14 protein-coding genes and 2 pseudogenes are annotated in these 19,160 nt (G+C 63.0%); 11 read left to right on the forward strand and 5 right to left on the reverse strand.

The features are described from left to right. The 8 genes and pseudogenes from HX811_RS04330 to HX811_RS04365 all read left to right on the forward strand — a co-directional run bounded on the left by HX811_RS04330 (position 1) and on the right by HX811_RS04365 (position 11,921). Complete coding sequence (locus HX811_RS04330) at positions 1-1,344, forward strand: LLM class flavin-dependent oxidoreductase (protein WP_008434605.1); 1,344 nt, start codon at positions 1-3, stop codon at positions 1,342-1,344. 13 nt (positions 1,345-1,357) lie between these two features. Then, on the forward strand, positions 1,358-2,362 hold the full coding sequence (locus HX811_RS04335; protein WP_003211303.1) for an ABC transporter substrate-binding protein: 1,005 nt from the start codon (positions 1,358-1,360) through the stop codon (positions 2,360-2,362). 143 nt (positions 2,363-2,505) lie between these two features. Next, on the forward strand, positions 2,506-3,684 hold the full coding sequence (locus tag HX811_RS04340) for an acyl-CoA dehydrogenase family protein (protein ID WP_177044897.1): 1,179 nt from the start codon (positions 2,506-2,508) through the stop codon (positions 3,682-3,684). Further along, positions 3,681-4,640 carry a D-isomer specific 2-hydroxyacid dehydrogenase family protein gene (locus HX811_RS04345; protein ID WP_177008637.1) on the forward strand — a complete coding sequence of 320 codons (960 nt, stop codon included), beginning with the start codon at positions 3,681-3,683 and terminating at the stop codon, positions 4,638-4,640. The genes HX811_RS04340 and HX811_RS04345 overlap by 4 nt, the downstream gene beginning before the upstream one ends. A gap of 309 nt (positions 4,641-4,949) precedes the next feature. Next, complete coding sequence (locus tag HX811_RS04350; RefSeq protein ID WP_177044899.1) at positions 4,950-7,070, forward strand: TonB-dependent receptor; 2,121 nt, start codon at positions 4,950-4,952, stop codon at positions 7,068-7,070. A 26-nt stretch (positions 7,071-7,096) separates the two neighbouring features. Continuing rightward, complete coding sequence (locus HX811_RS04355) at positions 7,097-8,671, forward strand: FAD-dependent oxidoreductase (protein ID WP_177044901.1); 1,575 nt, start codon at positions 7,097-7,099, stop codon at positions 8,669-8,671. A gap of 25 nt (positions 8,672-8,696) precedes the next feature. Next, positions 8,697-9,188 carry a RidA family protein gene (locus HX811_RS04360; RefSeq protein ID WP_177044903.1) on the forward strand — a complete coding sequence of 164 codons (492 nt, stop codon included), beginning with the start codon at positions 8,697-8,699 and terminating at the stop codon, positions 9,186-9,188. A gap of 36 nt (positions 9,189-9,224) precedes the next feature. Further along, positions 9,225-11,921, forward strand: a pseudogene (locus tag HX811_RS04365) (TonB-dependent receptor plug domain-containing protein). 1 nt (position 11,922) lies between these two features. On the opposite strand, the gene HX811_RS04370 reads toward HX811_RS04365, so the two are convergent. From HX811_RS04370 to HX811_RS04385, 4 genes are all read right to left on the reverse strand, one after another. Beyond that, positions 11,923-12,810, reverse strand: coding sequence for a LysR family transcriptional regulator (locus HX811_RS04370; protein WP_177044905.1), 888 nt, complete (start codon positions 12,808-12,810; stop codon positions 11,923-11,925). Between the two features lie 163 nt (positions 12,811-12,973). Beyond that, on the reverse strand, positions 12,974-13,597 hold the full coding sequence (ycaC, locus tag HX811_RS04375) for an isochorismate family cysteine hydrolase YcaC (RefSeq protein WP_161635723.1): 624 nt from the start codon (positions 13,595-13,597) through the stop codon (positions 12,974-12,976). 18 nt (positions 13,598-13,615) lie between these two features. Continuing rightward, the gene (locus HX811_RS04380; protein ID WP_177044907.1) at positions 13,616-15,454 is read right to left on the reverse strand and encodes an amidohydrolase; all 1,839 of its coding nucleotides are present in this window, start codon (positions 15,452-15,454) and stop codon (positions 13,616-13,618) included. Beyond that, positions 15,451-16,041 carry an antibiotic biosynthesis monooxygenase gene (locus HX811_RS04385; RefSeq protein ID WP_177044918.1) on the reverse strand — a complete coding sequence of 197 codons (591 nt, stop codon included), beginning with the start codon at positions 16,039-16,041 and terminating at the stop codon, positions 15,451-15,453. Before HX811_RS04385 ends, HX811_RS04380 begins: the two co-directional genes overlap by 4 nt. A 170-nt stretch (positions 16,042-16,211) precedes the next feature. On the opposite strand from HX811_RS04385, the gene HX811_RS04390 reads away from it, so the two are divergent. The 3 genes and pseudogenes from HX811_RS04390 to HX811_RS04400 form a co-directional block, all read left to right on the forward strand. Continuing rightward, entirely contained in the window at positions 16,212-16,643 is a 432-nt protein-coding gene (locus tag HX811_RS04390) for an AraC family transcriptional regulator (RefSeq protein WP_023658747.1), read from the forward strand. A gap of 83 nt (positions 16,644-16,726) precedes the next feature. Further along, entirely contained in the window at positions 16,727-17,449 is a 723-nt protein-coding gene (locus HX811_RS04395) for a pirin family protein (protein ID WP_008434624.1), read from the forward strand. Between the two features lie 137 nt (positions 17,450-17,586). Beyond that, positions 17,587-17,850 (forward strand): annotated as a pseudogene (locus HX811_RS04400) (hypothetical protein); the annotation flags it as partial. Between the two features lie 244 nt (positions 17,851-18,094). Here HX811_RS04400 and HX811_RS04405 read toward each other — a convergent pair. After that, complete coding sequence (locus HX811_RS04405; protein WP_177044922.1) at positions 18,095-19,093, reverse strand: quinone oxidoreductase; 999 nt, start codon at positions 19,091-19,093, stop codon at positions 18,095-18,097. Between the last annotated feature and the right edge of the window lie 67 nt (positions 19,094-19,160).

Raw genomic sequence — 19,160 nt, forward strand, 5'->3', positions numbered from 1 at the left:
ATGAGCAAACGCCAACTGAAACTCGGTGCCATGGTGCACGGCGTCGGTCACGGCTGGGGCGAATGGCGCCACCCGCAGGCGCAGCCCAATGCCAGCGTCAACTTCGGGTTCTACAAGCACCAGACGCAACTGGCCGAAGGCGCGAAGTTCGACTTCGTGTTCATCGCCGACAGCCTGCATATCCATGAAAAATCCAGCCCGCACTACCTCAACCGTTTTGAGCCACTGACCATTCTTTCGGCCCTGGCGGCCCTGACCTCGAACATCGGCCTGGTGGCGACCGTCACCGTGAGCTACACCGAACCGTTCCAGGTGGCGCGCCAGTTCGCCTCCCTGGACCACATCAGCGGCGGCCGCGCCGGCTGGAACGTGGTGACTTCGTGGCTCAGCGGCACCGCCGACAACTTCGGCAAGGCCGAGCACCCGCCCCACGCCGTGCGCTACCGCATCGCCAGGGAGCACGTGAATGTGGTCAAGGGCCTGTGGGATTCCTGGGAAGACGATGCCTTCGCCTACAACAAGCAAAGCGGCGAATTTTTCACCCCTGGCAAGCTGCATGCACTGGAACACAAAGGCGAATTTTTCTCGGTCAAGGGCCCGCTGAATATCGCCCGCTCGCGCCAGGGCCAGCCGGTGATTTTCCAGGCGGGCACTTCCGAGGACGGGCGCAATTTTGCCGCCGAAAACAGCGACGCGATTTTTGTCCATGCCGAGACCTTCGACGAAGCCAAGGCCTACGCCCAGGACTTGAAGAAACGCGCCCGCAGTTTTGGCCGTGATGCTGATCAGTTGTCGATCCTGCCGGGCATCCGGCCGATTGTTGGTCGCGACGAAGCCGAGGTGGAAAGCCGCTATCAGCAAGCTGTGGAGCTGGTGACCGTCGAGGACGCAATCGTCGCCCTGGGCCGCCCGTTCAACGACCACGATTTCAGCAAGTACCCGCTGGACGAACCCTTCCCGGAACTCGGCGACCTGGGCTCCAACAGCCAGAAAGGCGGCTCCGACCGCATCAAGCAACTGGCCCGCGATGAACGCCTGACCCTGCGGGAAGTGGCCCTGCGGTTCTCCCGGCCCAAGCGCGATTTTGTCGGCACCCCGGAGCAGGTCGCCGACGCGATCCAGACCTGGTTCGAAGCCGGCGCGGCCGACGGCTTCATCATCAATTCACTGCTGCCGGACGGCTTGCAGTACTTCACCGAGCTGGTAGTGCCGGTGCTGCAACAACGCGGGCTGTTGCGCAGCGAATACAGCGGCGCCACCCTGCGGGAAAACCTTGGCCTGGACGTGCCGGCGAACCGCTACAGCACCCCGTTCGAAACTCAACCAACGCAGATCGCCATCTGACCAGGGCACGACCATGACGAACACGATCAAACACGGACAGTTCAATCGTCGCGGCTTCCTGGGCGCCAGTTCGATTGCCCTTGGCGCCCTTGGCCTCGCCTCGCTGGTGCCCCGGGCTTTCGCTGCACCTGCGAAGCTCTCGGACCTGACCCTGGCCGTCGCCACCTACCGTGGCCAGGACTCGTACTTCACCGACGACGCCGGCACTTCCAACACGCCCTATAAAGTCGACTACGCCGAGTTCGCCGGCGGCAACCTGATCGTCGAAGCGCTGGCCTCCGGCAGCCTGGACATTGGCGGCATGAGCGAGATCCCGCCGATCTTCTCGATCCAGAGCCACCGCGAGCCGAAGCTGATTGCGGTGCTGCAAGGTGACGTGAATAACCAGGTGATCCTGATTCCCAAGGAGTCGAAAATTGAATCCATCGCCCAGTTGAAAGGCAAGCGTGTGGGCTATGTGCGCTCCACCACCTCGCACTACTTCTTGATCAAGGCCTTGAAGGAGCAAGGGCTGACCTTCAACGACATCACCCCCGTGGCACTCACGCCACAGGACGGTTTCAGCGCGTTCCAGAGTGGCCAGCTGGACGCCTGGGTGATCTACGGGGTGTTTATCCAACTGGCGAAATTCCGCAGCGGCGCCCGGGTATTGAAAACCGCCCTCGGCTACCTCTCCGGCAACTACCTGATCGGCGCCCGCCCCGCCGCCCTGGAAGACCCGCTGCGCAAACAGGCGATCCAGGATTACTTGCAGCGCCAGGCGCGCACGCTGGAATGGATGAACAACAACCCTGAGCCGTGGGCTGAAAAATCGGCGAAGTTGCTCGGTGTGGACAAGGCCGTGTTCCTCGACGTGTACAACAACCGCAGCCAGCCCTACAGCGTGATCGAGGTGAACGACCAGGCCATCGCTTCGCAGCAGGAAGTGGCGGACCTGTTCTTCAATGCCGGGGTATTGAACGAGCGGCTGGATGTCAGCCCGTTGTGGGACCGGCAGTTCAAGTTGCTGCCCATTTAGAAGACGAACACGATCCAGTGTGGGAGCTGGCTTGCCTGCGATAGCGGTGCATCAGATTGCATTTTCAGCGGCTGACACTCCGCTATCGCAGGCAAGCCAGCTCCCACATTGATCGGTGTACACCCATCCAGAGTGAACCGACCATGAGCCTTTCTTCTCAACCGTCACTGCGCTCCGTGGAAGTGGCCAATTTCGAAGCCTTGCTGGAGCGCCTCAGCGCCCAGCTCGCCGCCACTGCACACAGCGTTGATGAAAGCGGCACCTTCCCCCACGACAACTTCAAGCTGCTGCACGAACACGGCCTTGTCGCCCTGACCGTGCCCAAGGCCCTCGGCGGTGGCGGTGCCAACCTGAGCCAGGCGCGCAAGGCCATCAGCGCGATTGCCAAGGGCGAGCCGTCCACCGCGTTGATCCTGGTGATGCAGTACCTGCAACACACGCGCCTGCAAGACAGCAAAACCTGGCCGCCCGCCCTGCGCACCCAGGTCGCCGAAGACGCTGTGCGCAATGGGGCACTGATCAATGCCCTGCGCGTCGAACCCGATCTCGGCACCCCGGCCCGTGGCGGCCTGCCCGCGACCATCGCCCGGCGTACCGCCGCCGGCTGGCGCATCAGCGGGCGCAAGATCTACTCCACCGGCAGCCATGGCCTGAGCTGGTTCAGCGTGTGGGCCCGCAGCAGCGATGAAGACCCGTTGGTAGGCGCCTGGCTGGTGCCCAGGGACAGCCCCGGCATCAGCATCATCGACACCTGGGACCACCTCGGCATGCGCGCCACCTGCAGCCATGAAGTGGTGTTCGACAACGTGCTGGTGCCGCTGGACCACGCGGTCAGCGTCAGCCCCTGGAGTGCACCGCAGGCGGAACTGGACGGTGACGGGTTCCTGTGGATGTCGGTACTGCTCTCATCGGTGTACGACGCCGTGGCCCAGGCCGCGCGCGACTGGCTGGTGGACTGGCTGGAACAACGCAAGCCGTCCAACCTCGGCGCCGCGCTGTCGACCTTGCCGCGCTTTCAGGAGACCGTCGGGCATATCGACACTCTGCTGTTTGCCAACCGCAGCCTGCTGGATGCCGCCGCCGACGGGCATACGCCAGCGGCCCACGCCGCACAGATCAAATACCTGGTGACCGGCAACGCGATCCGTGCCGTCGAGTTGGCCATCGAGGCGTCCGGCAATCCCGGCCTGTCCCGACACAGCCCACTGCAGCGGCATTACCGCGACGTGCTGTGCAGCCGCGTGCATACCCCGCAGAACGACGCGGTGCTGCAAGGCGTCGGCAAGGCCGTCTTCGCTCAACGACACAAGGAACGCCCATGAGCCAGGTGATTATCGCCAGCCAGCTGGACGAAGATTTCAATCAAGTCATCCGCCAGCGCCTGGCCCTCACGCACCCCGGTGCAGAGGTGATCAGTGTGCCGGCCGGTGTGCCCAGCGACTTGCCGGCCCAGGCCAATATCCTGCTGGCCCGGCCGATCAATGTGCGCGGCTACACCGCGCCGGACACACCGCCCCCGGGTTGGCCGTACGGCGTGCAGTGGATCCAGGTGGTGTCGTCGGGCATCGACTTCTATCCCAGGTGGCTGTTCAACGGGCCGCCGGTGAGCACCTCACGGGGCAGCGCCGCCGAGAACCTCGCCGAGTTCGCCCTGGCGGCAATCTTCGCGGCGGCCAAGCATTTGCCGGATATCTGGGTAAAGGATGCCCAGTGGCAGTTCACCCCGCTGCGCCCGCTCAAGGGCACCACCCTGGGGATTCTCGGGTTTGGCGCGATTGGCCGCAGCCTGGCGCAGAAGGCTCATGGGTTGGGGATCAAGGTGGTGGCATTACGCCAAAGTGACACGCCGTTTGACGTGGAGGGTGTGGACGCGGCGCGGGATATCCATGACCTGTTTGCGCGTTCCGATCACCTGGTGCTGGCAGCGCCACTGACGGAGGCCACACGGCATATCGTGGACCGGGAGGCGCTGGCGAATGCCAAGCCAGGGTTGCACCTCATCAATATTGCCCGGGGAGGATTGGTGGATCATGAGGCGCTGCTGGAGGCGCTGGACAGCGGCCATATCGGGCTGGCTTCGCTGGATGTGACCGAGCCCGAGCCATTGCCGGACGGGCATGCGTTGTATGGGCATCCGAGGGTCAGGGTGTCGCCGCATACGTCGGCGATTTCGACCAATAGCCGGCATGACATTGCGGACAGTTTCCTGGGCAATCTGGAAAGGTATCTGAGTGATCGGCCGCTGGAAAACCTCGCTGATACCCAACGCGGTTACTAAACCCAACAGAGATCAAAATGTGGGAGCTGGCTTGCTCGCGAATGCGGTGTTTCAGTCACTATCAATGTTGACTGAGCGACCGCATTCGCGAGCAAGCCCGCTCCCACATTTGTTTTTTGTCGGCTGAAAAATATCATCAGCCTTACGCATCACATTCAAACCAATACATGCCTATTTTTTATAATTAACTTATAACTAATCGGACTTTTACGCCCGGCGTTTATACAAATACTGTTACATCCAGTACCGACCCCTGACCAGGTGGAGGCCCAATTTTGCCTAAACCGTCAACCACCTCAGGGGTCCATCATGAGTCCTACCGCCGTACCCAATCGCCTGGCACTGGCCATCTCCCTCGCCCTGTTCGGCCTCGCCGTTCACGCCGACGACACCGCTTTGCCGGTGGTCAATGTCACCGCCGAGCACCGCAGCGAAGACCTGCAAAAAACCCCGCTGGCGATTTCCGCGTTTGATGAAAAGGCCCTGGAAGACAAGCAGATCAACAGCGTGCGCGACCTCTCGGGCCAGGTGCCGAACCTGACACTCAGCCGCCAGTCGATCTCCTACAGCGCGCAGACCTACGGCATTCGCGGCATCGGTGAAACCGACCCGATCCAGGAAGCCGCCGTCGCCGTGTATGCCGATGACCTGTACATCCCGCGTGCCATTTCGTCGATGCTCGACTTCAACGATGTGGAGCGTGTCGAAGTGCTGCGCGGGCCCCAGGGCACCCTGTACGGACGCAACAGCAGCGCCGGCGCGATCCGCGTGATCACCCGCGATCCGACCCAGGAAACCCGTGGTTTTGTAGAGCTGGGCGCCGGCAACTACGATGCGCAGAACGCACGCCTGCTGATCAGCGGCCCGCTGGTGGACAACGCGCTGTTCGGCAGTTTCTCGGCGATCCGCCTGAGCCGCGACGGCACCGTCTCCGATCCCACCCGGGGCAAGGATGTAAACAACGTCGACATCCAGTCCTACCGCGGCAAGCTGCGCTACAAGCCGGTGGATTCGCCGTGGGATGTGCAACTGACCCTGGCCGGTACCTTCGACCGGGGCGACACCACCAGCTACACGCCTTTCGACGCCAACGGGCATTTCGACAAATTCAAGAGCTACAGCAGCCTCGACCCGAAAAACCGCCTGGACCAGGGCAGCTCGGTACTGCGGGCGATTTACGCGATCAATGACAACCTGAACTTCAAATCGGTGACCGCCTACTCGGCGTTCCACCAACCGGTGGACTACGACAACTCAGGGCAAGCCGCGCTGATCCAGAACAACCTGATCCTGTACAAGCAAAACTATGCGACCCAGGAGTTCCAGATCAACGGCGACTACGACGATTTCAGCTTCAGCACCGGGGTGTACCTGTACCGCGAGAAGTTCGACGCCGACCGCGACAACCTTACCTATTCCATCGCCCGCAATCGGGTGATCGGCCAGGGCCAATACAGCACCACCAACACCGAAAGCTATGCGCTGTATGGCCAGGGCACCTACAAGCTGACGCAACAACTGTCGCTGATCGCCGGCCTGCGCTTTACCCGCGAGCACAAGAATTTCGACTTCACCAACTACGCGATCAACACCGACCGGCAAATCACCGGCACCAACTTCACCGCCGAGTCGAGCAAATCCTGGCAGTCCACCAGCCCGAAGATCGGCTTCGAATACGCCTGGACCCCGCACCTGAACCAGTACGCCTACGTCGCCAAGGGCTTCAAGGCCGGTGGCTACGACAACCGCGCCCCCACCCAGGCCGCCGCCGAACAGGCGTTCTCCCCGGAAGACGTGACCACCTGGGAAACCGGGGTCAAGGGTGACTTCTTCGATCAGCGCCTGCGGGCCAACGTCGCGCTGTTCTACAACGACTACAAAGACCTGCAAACCAACGCCTATGACCCGGCGCTGGGGGTGAGCCTGCGCACCAACGTCGGCCGTGCCCACACCTACGGCGTGGAGCTGGAAACCCTCACCGCCCTGAGCCGCGACCTGCAACTGACCGCCAACGTCGGCTACCTGCAAAGCAAGTACGACGACTTCCAGAACGCCAGCGGTGCCGGGGTGGATGCCAACGGCAAGCAACTGGTGTTCTCGCCACGCTGGAACGCGAGCGTTGGCCTGAACTACACCATCCCGGCCGGGCTGCCGGGCACCTGGCTGGCAGGCACCGATGCGCAGTTCCAGACCAAGTCCTACGCCAACGCATTGAACGACGACATCCAGGAAATCCCGCAACAGACCTTCTGGAACGCCAACACCCGCTACATCAGCGGCGACGGCCACTGGACCACCACCCTGGCGGTGAAAAACCTGCTGGACCGCGCCTACCCGCAGTCGGTGGGCTACGTGCCCTCCAGCGGCGCCCGCTACTACTCGGTCAACGACCCGCGAACCCTGTTGCTGACCGTGCGCTACGACCTCTGACAAACCGCTATCTCAAGGAGCGAATCATGGCTTTTACCCGCAGGGAACTGATTTCCCGTATTGCCGCCGTGGGCGGTTATTCCGCCGCTGTCAGCGCATTGGGCGCGCTGGGGCTGACGCCTCAGGCGGTGGCATCGAGCTTTACCCCGCTGCAATTGGGCAGCACCGGCAAAGGCAAGCAGGTGGTGGTAGTCGGCGCCGGGATCTCCGGGCTGGTCAGCGCCTATGAGCTGCGCAAGGCCGGGTTCAACGTGACGATCCTGGAAGCCCGCGACCGGGTGGGTGGACGCAACTGGACCCTGCGCCGAGGCACCAAGGTCGATTTCGACGACGGCGTCAGCCAGACCGTCGACTTTGATGACGGGCAGTTTTTCAACGCCGGCCCCGCGCGTATTCCCAGCCACCACCAGACGATCCTCGGCTACTGCCGCGAGCTGGGTGTGGAGCTGCAAGTACTGGTGAACAGCAGCCGCAACGCCCTGGCCCGGCCGGATACGCAGCAACCGGCATTCCAACTGCGCCAGGCGGTCAACGACACCCGTGGCCAGCTCTCGGAACTGCTGGCCCGCACGGTCAGCCGCAAGGCGTTGGACCAGGACCTGAGCGTGGATGACCGCAAAGCGTTGCTGAGTTTCCTCAAAGTGTACGGCGACCTCAACGGCGACCTGCAATACAAGGGTTCGGTGCGCTCCGGCTACACCCGCGTGCCCGGCGCCGGCGACCAGACCGGCGTGACCCGCGCGCCGCTGGAGCTGCAGACCTTGCTCAATCCCAAGCTGTGGGGCGCGCTTGTGTTCGATGAAATCCCGGAGTTTTCCTCCACCATGTTCCAGCCGGTGGGCGGCATGGACCGTATTCCGTATGCCTTCTACGAGCATCTGAAAGATGCGGTGCGCTTCAACGCCGAAGTCAGCGATATCCAGACCTCGGAGCAAGGCAGCCGGATCACCTACCGCGACCGTATCAGCGGCAAGACCCAGGTGCTGAGTGCCGACTACGCGATTGTCACCGTGCCCTTGCCGCTGCTGGCCAAGCTGCCAACCAACTTCACGGCACCCTTCAAGCAGGCGATCCAGACCGCGCAAAGCGACCAGGCCAACAAGGTGGCCTGGCAGGCGTCGCGCTTCTGGGAAACCGACTTCAACATCTACGGCGGCCTGTCGTACCTCGACCATGAAGTCAAAGGCCTGTGGTACCCCAGCGACCGCCTCAACAGCGCCCAGGGGATTCTGGTGGCGGCCTACAACACCAGTGAATCGGCCCAGGCCTTCAGCCAGAAATCCCTGGCCGAACAGTTCGCCTCCTCACGCCAGGCGGTGGAGCTGTTGCACCCTGGCCACAGCGCCAAGCTGCAAAAACCGGTGGCGATCAACTGGTCGAAAGTCAGCTACAGCAAGGGCCCGTGGATCGTCAACGACGAGGTCGGCGAAAGCGCCTACCGCGTGCTCAACGAGCCCCAGGGCCGCACGTACCTGGCCAGCGACGCCCTCGCCCACGGCGGCGTCGGCATCTGGCAGAACAGCGCCGCCGATTCGGCGCGGCGCATCGTCTCGCTGATCGGCCGGCATGCCGAACGCCAGCAACCGGGCGTCGCCGCCTGACTTTTCTCTCTCAAGGAATGAACCGATGAAGACGCTTTTTGCAGGACTGCTGATGACCGCCACCACCCTTGCCGCCCACGCCGATGAGATCAAGCGCGTGCCGCTGCCGAACTCGAATTTCCCTATCTCGTTGGCGGTGTCGGTACCGCCGCAGACCGAGCTGCTGTTTGTGAGTGGGTTGCTGGCCGACCTGCATGACCCCAAGGCGCCGAAAGACTCGTTTGCCGCCTATGGCGACACGGCCATCCAGACCACGTCGATCCTCAACAAGCTCAAGGGTGTGCTGCAAAGCCAGGGCCTGGATTTGGGAGATGTGGTGCAGCTGCGGATATTCCTGGTGGGCGATCCAGCCAAGGGCGGCAAGCTTGATTTTGCCGGGTTGCAGGAAGGCTACACGCCGTTTTTCGGCAGTGCCGAGCAGCCGAAAAAACCGGCGCGCACCGCGGTGCAAGTCGTCGCGTTGCCATTGCCCGGCGGGCTGGTAGAAATCGAAGCGGTTGCCGCGCGCAAACTCTGACAGGGACATCACTCGAGACCAAGGAGCTCCACTCTCATGCGAAAATTCAACTGGCTGACGGCACCTTTGTGGCGAGGGAGCTTGCTCCCGCTGGGGCGCGTAGCGGCCCTGAAGCCTGACTCCGCAATTTCCTCGGAAGACCGTATTGGGGCTGCTACGCAGCCCAGCGGGAGCAAGCTCCCTCGCCACAGCAAGCTCCCTCGTCACAGCAAGCTTCCTCACCACAGCAAGCTCCCTGGCCACAGCAAGCTCGCTCATCGTAAAAGGCTACATCGGTACAATCATCTGAAACTCCTGCCGCTCTCGCTGGCGTGCGGCCTGGCGTCCTTCGGCGTCGAATCTGCCGAAGACCGCTCCCCCACCCTCGACACCGTGGTGGTCACCGGCAACCGTGGCGCCGAACAACGCACCGTCACCACCAGCCCCACGCCGATTGATGTGATCAGCGGCGAACAGCTGCGGGCCGTGGGCAAGCCGAGTTTGCTGGAGGCATTGGGCAAGCTCATCCCCTCGTTCAACCTGCCCGACCGCGCCGGCTGGGATGCCAGCGGCGTGGTGCGTTCGGCCACCCTACGCGGCCTCACCGCCTCTCACGTGCTGGTGCTGGTCAACGGCAAACGCCGCCATACCAGCGCCACCCTGAACATCAACGGCATCAACAGCGGCGCGGCCCCCAGCGACCTCGACCTGATCCCGGTGGCTGCCATCGACCATGTGGAGGTGCTGCGAGACGGTGCAGCGGCGCAATACGGCTCGGATGCGATTTCCGGGGTGATCAACATCATCCTCAAGCAGACCACCGGCGGCAGTTCCGACACCACCCTGGGGCAGAACTACGACGGCAAGCGCGGCACCGGCCAGGAGGCGCTGAACTATGGCTTCCAGGTGGGTGAAGCCGGGGTGCTCAACGTGTCCCTCGACACCCGCTACCAGGAGCGCGACAACAAGGCCGGCAGCAACGGCTACAGCAGCCATTACTACCCGCTGGCGGACGGTTCCCCCGACCCGCGCGAAGCCACCTCCAGCCACCACACCTACAAAGGCTACGGCTCGCCCCGCAGCCAGTTGGGCGATGTGGCGTACAACCTCGACCTGCCACTGAACGACAACCTGACGCTGTACTCGTTTTCCACCCTGGCCACCCGGGAGAACAACGACGGCCAGAACTTCCGCCTGCCCAACGGCCGCAACACCATCACCACCGGGCCCAATGGTTACCCCGATGGCTACAGCCCGTACTGGCTGGTCAACGAGACCGACTTCCAATCGGCCTTCGGTGCCAAGGGCAATGATCTTGGCGGTGGCTGGGGTTGGGACCTGAGCAGCACCTACGGGCGCAACTACGCCAAGCAGCGCACCTACGACAACCAGAACCCGTCCCTGGGCGAAAGCACACCGAACAAGTTCACCTCCGGGATCTACATCGCCGACCAGCTCACCACCAACCTCGACCTGAAAAACACCTACGAGATCGGCCTGGCCAAGCCGCTGGACGTGGCGTTCGGCCTGGAGCACCGGCGCGAAAGCTACGAGACCCGCGCCGGCTCCGAGGCTTCCTATATCGATGGCGGCTACGTGTTCCCGGCAGGCCATCCGCGTGCCGGGCAGCGTCCCGATCCGGGGGCCCAGGTCACCAACGGCATCCGTCCGGAAGACGCGCAGAAGGTCAGCCGCAACAGCGTCGCCAGCTATGTCGACCTCGGGTTCTACCCCACCGAGCAGTGGTACGTCGGCGTGGCCGGACGCTACGAACATTACAACGAAGGCGTCGGCGGTACCCGCAGCGGCAAGCTCAGCACGTGATATGCGTTCAACCCGGTGTTCGCCCTGCGCGGCACCGTGAGCAACGGCTTTCGCGCACCGTCCCTGGCCAACGAGATCTTCACCGCACGCTCCACCGGGTTCGACACCATCAATGGCGTGTACCAGTCGTATAACTACGTGATCCTGCCGGTGGATTCCGCCGGCGCCCAGGCATTGGGTGCCAAGTCACTGAAGCCGGAGCGCTCGACCAACTTCAGCCTCGGTTTCGCCGTGACCCCAAGCGATGACTTGAGCCTCACGGTGGACGGCTACGTGATCAACCTGCGGGACCGCCTGGTGCTCAGCGAACGCTTCCAGGGCCCGGGCATTGCCTCCCTGCTGGACAGCATCGGCGTACCGGCCACGGCGGGCGCGCAGTACTTCACCAACGGCGCCAACACCCGCACCTCCGGGGTGGACGTGGTGGGCAACTACCGGCAGAACCTCGACCGCTACGGCTCGGTGAAATGGACGGCGGCGCTGAACTACAACCACACGCAGATCCTCAGCGTCAACGACACCCCGGCGCAGCTCGCCGCCCTGGGCAACTTCCAGTTGATGGGTCGCCAGTCACGGGCACTGATCACCAAGACCTCACCCAGCAGCAAGATGATCTTCTCCGCCGACTGGGCGATCCACGACTTCGACGTCAACCTGCGCCTGACTCGCTACGGCACCTACACCGAGGTCAACAGCTCCAGCGACGCGAGCCTGGACCGCACGTATTCGGCCAAGTGGATCACTGACCTCGACGTGGCCTACGCGATCAGCAAACAGCTGACGGTGGCCGTAGGTGCGCAGAACCTGTTCGACAAATACCCGGATCACATCGGCGTGAAGAACTCGTCGTTCGGCGATAACTGGGGCAGCTATTCGCCGTTCGGGTTTACCGGCGGGTATTACTACAGCCGGGTGCAGTACGCGTTCTGATTCAACAACCGCCGGCCAGGCGTTCACGCAGGAACTCGATCAACGCCTGCACCGGGCGCGAGCTCTGGCGGTGCTGGGGGTAAACGGCGGAAAGGGTCAGGGGTTCTGGCGCGCAGCCTTCCAGCAGCGTCACCAGGCGGCCGTCCTGCAAGGCTTGGGCAACGATAAAATTGGGTAGGTAGGTGATGCCCAACCCGGCCACGGCGGCATCCCGCAGCAGCTCACCGTTGTTGACCCGCATGCGCCCGCTGACGTTGCGGGTGTGGGGTTTGCCATCGACCTTGAAGTGCCATTGCACCTGGCGACCATGGCCGTAAGGCAGGCATGCGTGATCGGCCAGGTCATCGGGACTCTGCGGCGTGCCGTAGCGGGCCAGGTAGTCGGGACTGGCGCAGTAGACGCGCTGCACACTGGCGATGCGTCGGGCGATCAGGGTCGAATCCTCGAGGGTGCCGATGCGCAGCACCAGGTCGTAGCCCTCGCTGATGAGGTCTACCGGGCGGTCGCTGAGGTCCACTTCCACGGTGACGTGAGGGTGGCGTTGCAGGAACAGCGGCAACAGGCAACCCAGGTGCGCCATGGCAAACGACAACGGCGCGCTCAGGCGAATGGTGCCCCGGGGCTCGGTGTTTTGCCCGGCGATGCCCTGCTCCACTTGCTCGACTTCACTGAGCAGGCGCAGGGCGGATTCGTAGTAACTCTGGCCCAGCGGCGTGACGTCCAGGCGGCGGGTGGAGCGGTTGAGCAGGCGTACGCCGAGGCGCTCTTCCAGCTGGATCAGGCGGCGGCTGACAAACTGCTTGGACAGGCCAAGATGCTCGGCGGCAGCGGTGAAACTGCCGGATTCCATGACCTGGCAAAACAGGCGCATGTCTTCGAAGGGGTTCATTGTCGCTTCTCGGTGGNNNNTCAGTCGCCACACCACAAATCAAAATGTGGGAGCGGGCTTGCTCGCGAAGGCGGTGGGTCAGTCGGTACATGTATTGACTGGCACACCGCCTTCGCGAGCAAGCCCGCTCCCACATTGGATTACCTGCATATCAGAGAGCGGTTTATTTGGCCGTCAGCGCCGAGTAGCTGTTCATCAAATTGCGATAGTTGGGAATGCGCGGCGACAGCAGATTCGCCAGGCCTTCCATGTCGTTGCGCCAGTCGACCTGCAGTTCGCAGGCCACCGAGAACCAGTTCACCAACTGTGCACCGGCCGCCGTCATGCGTGCCCACGCCGCCTGTTGCACGGTCTCATTGAAGGTGCCCGACGCATCGGTCACCACAAACACTTCAAACCCTTCAGCCAGGGCCGACAGCGTCGGGAAGGTCACGCACACGTCGGTCACCACACCGGCAATGATCAGTTGCTTGCGGCCGGTGGCTTTCACTGCCTTGACGAAATCTTCGTTGTCCCATGCGTTGATCTGGCCAGGGCGCGGGATGTACGGCGCGTCCGGGAACAGTTCTTTCAGCTCCGGCACCATCGGGCCGTTGGGGCCGCTTTCGAAACTGGTGGTGAGGATAGTCGGCAGCTTGAAGAACTTGGCCAGGTCCGCCAGGGCCAGGACGTTGTTCTTGAATTCGTTGGGCGAGAAGTCCTGCACCAGGGAAATCAGGCCGGTCTGGTGATCCACCAGCAGGACCACGGCGTCATCTTTGTTCAGGCGTTTGTAAGTCATGGGAATACTCCTTTGGGGTTAGATTCAGAAGGCAAAACACGAGCAGCCAAACGCGCCCCAGAAACCCTGGAAGTCGCTGACCGGCACGTTCGAGAGACGCGCCCGTTCATGGCTATGGACATGCACGCCACAGGGGCCGCTGCACTGGTGCACCTGGGCTTGCAGCGCTGACGCCGGGCGCCAGTGGCCCGGGACCTTGGCCACCGGCGACCAGTCCGGCAGCACCGGCACGCTGGGTGGTGCGAAATCTTCAAAGTCGCCGGCGCCGTAGACCACCTTGCCGCCGACCACGGTGAGTACCGATTCGATCCACTTGATGGCTTCCTCGTCGACACTGAAGAAGTCCGCCGACAGTACCGCCACGTCCGCCAATTGGCCGACCTTGATCTGGCCTTTCTTGCCCTGCTCGGAGGAGAACCAGGCGCTGCCGTGGGTGAACAGTTCCAGGGCCGTCAGCCGGGGCAGCCCCTCGGCGTGGAGTTCCAGCCCGCCGACGGTGCGGCCGCTGACCATCCAGTACAGCGAGGTCCAGGGGTTGTAGCTCGACACCCGGGTGGCGTCGGTGCCGGCGCCCACCGGCACGCCTTCGGCGAGCATGCGTTTGATCGGCGGCGTGGCCTCGGCGGCCTTGGCGCCGTAGCGCTCCACAAAGTACTCACCCTGGAACGCCATGCGGTCCTGGATCGCGATGCCGCCGCCCAGCGCCCGCACGCGCTCGATGTTCTGCGGGGTGATGGTTTCGGCGTGGTCGAAGAACCATGGCAAGCCGTTGAACGGGATGTCGCGGTTGACCTTCTCGAACACGTCGAGCATCCGCGAGATCGATTCGTTGTAGGTGGCGTGCAGGCGGAACGGCCAGCGCTGTTCCACCAGGTGGCGCACCACCGGTTCCAGTTCCTGCTCCATGGTCAGCGGCAGGTCCGGGCGTGGTTCGAGGAAGTCTTCGAAGTCGGCCGCCGAGAACACCAGCATTTCGCCGGCGCCGTTGTGGCGCAGGTAGTCGTCGCCCTGATGCAAGGTCACGCTGCCGGTCCAGTTCTTGAAGTCGCTGAGTTCTTCGTTGGGCTTCTGGGTGAACAGGTTGTAGGCGATGCGCACGGTCAGTTGCTGGTCCTTGGCCAACTGTTCGATCACGGCGTAATCGTCGGGATAGTTCTGGAAACCACCGCCGGCGTCGATGGCACTGGTCAGGCCCAGGCGGTTGAGTTCGCGCATGAACTGGCGGGTGGAATTCACCTGGTATTCCAGGGGCAGTTTCGGGCCCTTGGCCAGGGTCGCGTAGAGAATCATCGCGTTAGGCCGCGCCACCAGCATGCCGGTGGGGTTGCCGTTATTGTCGCGCACGATCTCGCCGCCGGGCGGGTTCGGCGTGTCTTTGGTGTAGCCAGCCACGCGCAGGGCGGCGCGGTTGAGCAAGGCGCGGTCATACAGGTGCAGCACGAACACCGGCGTGTCGGGGGCGGCCTGGTTGAGTTCATCAAGGGTGGGCATGCGCTTTTCCGCGAACTGGAATTCGTTCCAGCCGCCCACCACCCTCACCCACTGCGGCGTGGGCGTGCGGTCGGCCTGGTCCTTGAGCATGCGCAGGGCATCGGCCAGGGACGGCACGCCTTCCCAGCGCAGTTCGAGGTTGTAGTTCAGGCCGCCACGGATCAGGTGCAGGTGCGAGTCGTTGAGGCCAGGGATGACGGTGCGACCCTTGAGGTCGATGACCTGGGTACCACTGCCGCGCAGGGCCATGGCTTCGCCGTCGGTGCCCACCGCGACGAAGCGTCCCTGGTGGATCGCTACTGCCGTGGCGCGGGGATTTTCACGGTCCACGGTGTGGAACTGGCCATTGAACAGAATCAGGTCGGCGTTCATAGGGTTTCCTTTACAGAGGCTTCAAGCCAGGGCGCGAACAGACGGGTGGCCGCCGGCATCAGCAGGTAAACCACCAGTACAACGATGGTCAGGGTGACCAGGAAGGTGGCGACGATGTAGTTGGACAGGAACGGGTGCAGCCGCAGTACCGGGCCCCAGATGATCGGCACCAGCAACGTCAGCGGCAGGATCACCAGCAGCGTGACCACTGCCTGTTTCCAGCGCGGCGGCTTGGCGGCAGCATCGGCCAGGGGCGAGAGCCAGAACTCGTTGACCGCGCCGACTTCGGTCTGGTCGCCGTCGGCCAGCATCGGTGCGGCTTGGTTGATCAGCTCCAGGCGCTGCGGCGAATCGAGCCAGCGCTCCAGGTCTTCGGTGGAGCGATAACGCAGCACGCAGGTGAACAACGTAAGGCCGCCCTGCTTGCTGCGCACCACGTCAACGCCGAGGTGGCCGGGACGCTCGCCGGCAATGCGTACGATGCGTCGCAGCCAGGCTTCGTAGTCGGCTTCAAGCCCGGGTTTAATGCGGTGCTTGACCACCAGGGTCACGACCTCGTCCGGCCCGCCTTGTGCTGTTGAGTCCATCGTGCCCTTCCCCTGGATGCTTGAACGTTCGCCCTAGTGTGCGACGGCCCGATCCAGAAAAATTGCATGCATGTGCTCAGTTCAACAGATGCTTGCAGCGGTCTACACTGGGGATTCATTCACCGGTAAGGTGTGTGAAAACAAGCGCCCATCGACCACGGATAGCGATCATGGCTCAACCAGCAGCTGCAACCGGAACCCTGTGTTCAGAGCGGGAACAGAGGGTCAAGCAATTGATCCTCGCCAATCTTGCTGGCCCCCTGGAGGTGACGGAACTGGCTCGCGCCTGTGAGCTGTCCCGCAGCCATTTCTCCAGGGCCTTCAAGCGCACCACCGGTGTATCGCCCCAGGAATGGATTCGCCAGCAACGCATCAAGCAGGCCAAGGTGCTGATCACCGGCTCCGCCCTGAGCCTGACGCAGATCAGCCAGGAATGCGGGTTCTGCGACCAGGCGCACTTCTGTCACCTGTTCAGCCGCAGCGAAGGCGTGAACCCAATGGCCTGGCGCAAACTTCAGCTGCGCTACCGCCATCATCTGCGGACGGCACAGCTGGCGATCGTCAATCTAAAAGAGACAGTCATTCCGATTTCAGCTTCTTAATCAACCTATCGTTAACCAGTAATCTTCTCCTCACACCGAAGCCCTGCATCTCGCAGCCAGGCTTCCCTTGAGGAGAACACCCCATGCTGACCCTTCGCAAAGCCTCGGAACGCGGCGCCGCCAATCACGGTTGGTTGAAGTCGTTCCACACCTTCTCGTTCGCCAACTACTGGAACCCCAAGGAACAGGGTTTTTCCGACCTGCTGGTGATCAACGATGACCGGGTTGCCGCCGGCAAGGGCTTCGGCCAACACCCGCACCGCGACATGGAGATTTTCTCCTATGTGCTCGAAGGCGCCCTGGAACACAAGGACACCCTGGGCACCGGTTCGGTGATCCGCCCCGGCGATGTGCAACTGATGAGCGCCGGCAGCGGCGTGGCCCACAGCGAGTTCAACCACAGCCACACCCAGGGCGTGCACTTCCTGCAAATCTGGATCGTGCCGGATGTGGCGGGCGCCGAACCGCGCTATCAGCAGGAGCACTTCACCGAGGCGCAGAAACGCGGCCGGTTGCAGTTGATCATCTCGCCGGAAGGCACCGACGGCTCCCTCGGCGTGCGCCAGGACGCGCGGGTGTATGCCGGGCTGTTCAACGGCTTTGAAACCGCCAGCCTGCCGCTGGCCCCGGAACGCTACGCCTACATCCATGTGGCGCGGGGCAGCGTTGAAGTCAATGGCCAGCGCTTGCACGAAGGCGACGGCGCCCGAGTGCGCGATGAGCGGGAGATTCACCTGAGCCATGGGGAGGACGCCGAGGTGCTGGTGTTCGACCTGCGCCCTCGGGAACTGCCAGAAATGCCGTGATGAGCGACGCGATGGCCCGGGAAAACGGGCCATCGCTGACGTCGATAGTCACCATCAGCCCAATGAAGTTCTCTTAAAAAATCTGCCGCGTAACATCGCATCCATACCAACCAACGACTTTCCCGGAGCACACCCTCATGAAACGCCAACTCTTGCTTAGCCTCGCTTTCTCGGTACTTGCTGTAAGCGCCTTTACCCAACCTGCCCTCGCTGAAGGCGGCGCGGATCGCCTGATGGACAGCCGCGTGGCTGAGGGTGGGTCTGACCGTATGCTGGAACGCCGCGTTGCTGAAGGCGGGTCTGATCGCCTGCTGGAACGTCGTGTTGCTGAAGGTGGTGCTGATCGCCTTCAAGAAAACCGTGTAGCTGAAGGTGGCGCTGACCGCCTGATGGAAAACCGCGCGTAACCCCTGTCGTTCGCGGTTCACCCCCAGCCGGCCTGATCAGCCGGCTTTTTTTCGCCTGCTGTTAACTGATCCTCACAAGCGCCACGACCCCTGTGGCGAGGGAGCTTGCTCCCGCTGGGCTGCGCAGCAGCCCCAATGAACTCACCGCGTTTCTCCAGGAAGACCCCATTGGCAGGTGTTGGGGCCGCTTCGCAGCCCAGCGGGAGCAAGCTCCCTCGCCACACAAGCTCTCTGGCCATTAGTGAAGTTCACGGTCCAGCCACACCACCGCCTTGCCAATCTGCTGCCGTGCCTCAATCCTCGCGTGCACCTGCTGCACCTCTTCCAGGGCGTAATGCCCTTCGATATCCACCGTCAGCGAACCTTCAAGTATCGCCGCGAACACCGCATTGGCACGTCTCTGCACCGTAGGCCCGTCGGCCATGTGGTCGTTGAGCCGTGGGCGCGTCAGGAACAGTGAACCGGCTTCCCCCAACTCCATCGGATCGAGGTCAGTGATCGAACCGGAGACGTTGCCGTAATTGACGATCAGCCCCCGCGTACGACAGGCCTTGAAGCTTTCACGCAAGGTGGCCTTACCCACCGAATCGAACACCACGTCCACACCCCGCCCCTGCGTTACCTGCAAGACTCGCTCGGCAAACCCGTCGTATGGCCAGGCGTGATCAGCACCGCGCTGAAGGGCAATCGCACATTTTTCAGTGCTGCTGCCGGTGGTGAATACCGTGGCACCGAGTCGCCGGGCCATTTGCACCAACAACTGGCCGATGCTGCCGGACGCGGCATGGATCAGGCAGCGGTTGCCCGCCTGCAACCGCGCAACATCTTCAATCAGGTAGTGAGCCGTGCAGCCCTGGAACATCGCCGCAGCCGCCTGATCGAAGCTGATCGCATTGGGAATTTGCGCCACCCGCGCGGCGGGTACGCTGGCGTATTCAGCGAACGCGCCCCAGGCAATGCACCAGGCCACCCGATCACCCGGCGCCAAATGGCTCACGCCCTCGCCCACCGCCACCACCACACCCGCCCCTTCCATACCCAGGGTGCACGGCAGCCGTACCGGGTAGGTCACCGACTTGGCGTACTTGCCCTGGCGGGTGTGAACATCCATGAAATTGATCCCGGCACAGGCCACCTTGACCAGCACATGGCCGGGTGTCACCTGAGGTGTGGGGACATCGTGGCGCAGTTGAACAACTTCCGGGCCGCCGTAGGTTTCAAGGGTGAGGGCTTTCATCGCGGGACAACTCCGTTTGCAGTGGGAATGCGCCATGGTAAAAGGCGCTACTCTGTACGAGAATTCC

Origin of the sequence: Pseudomonas sp. F8002, from assembly GCF_013385495.1 — a bacterium.
In the GTDB taxonomy this organism is placed as follows: Bacteria; Pseudomonadota; Gammaproteobacteria; order Pseudomonadales; family Pseudomonadaceae; genus Aquipseudomonas.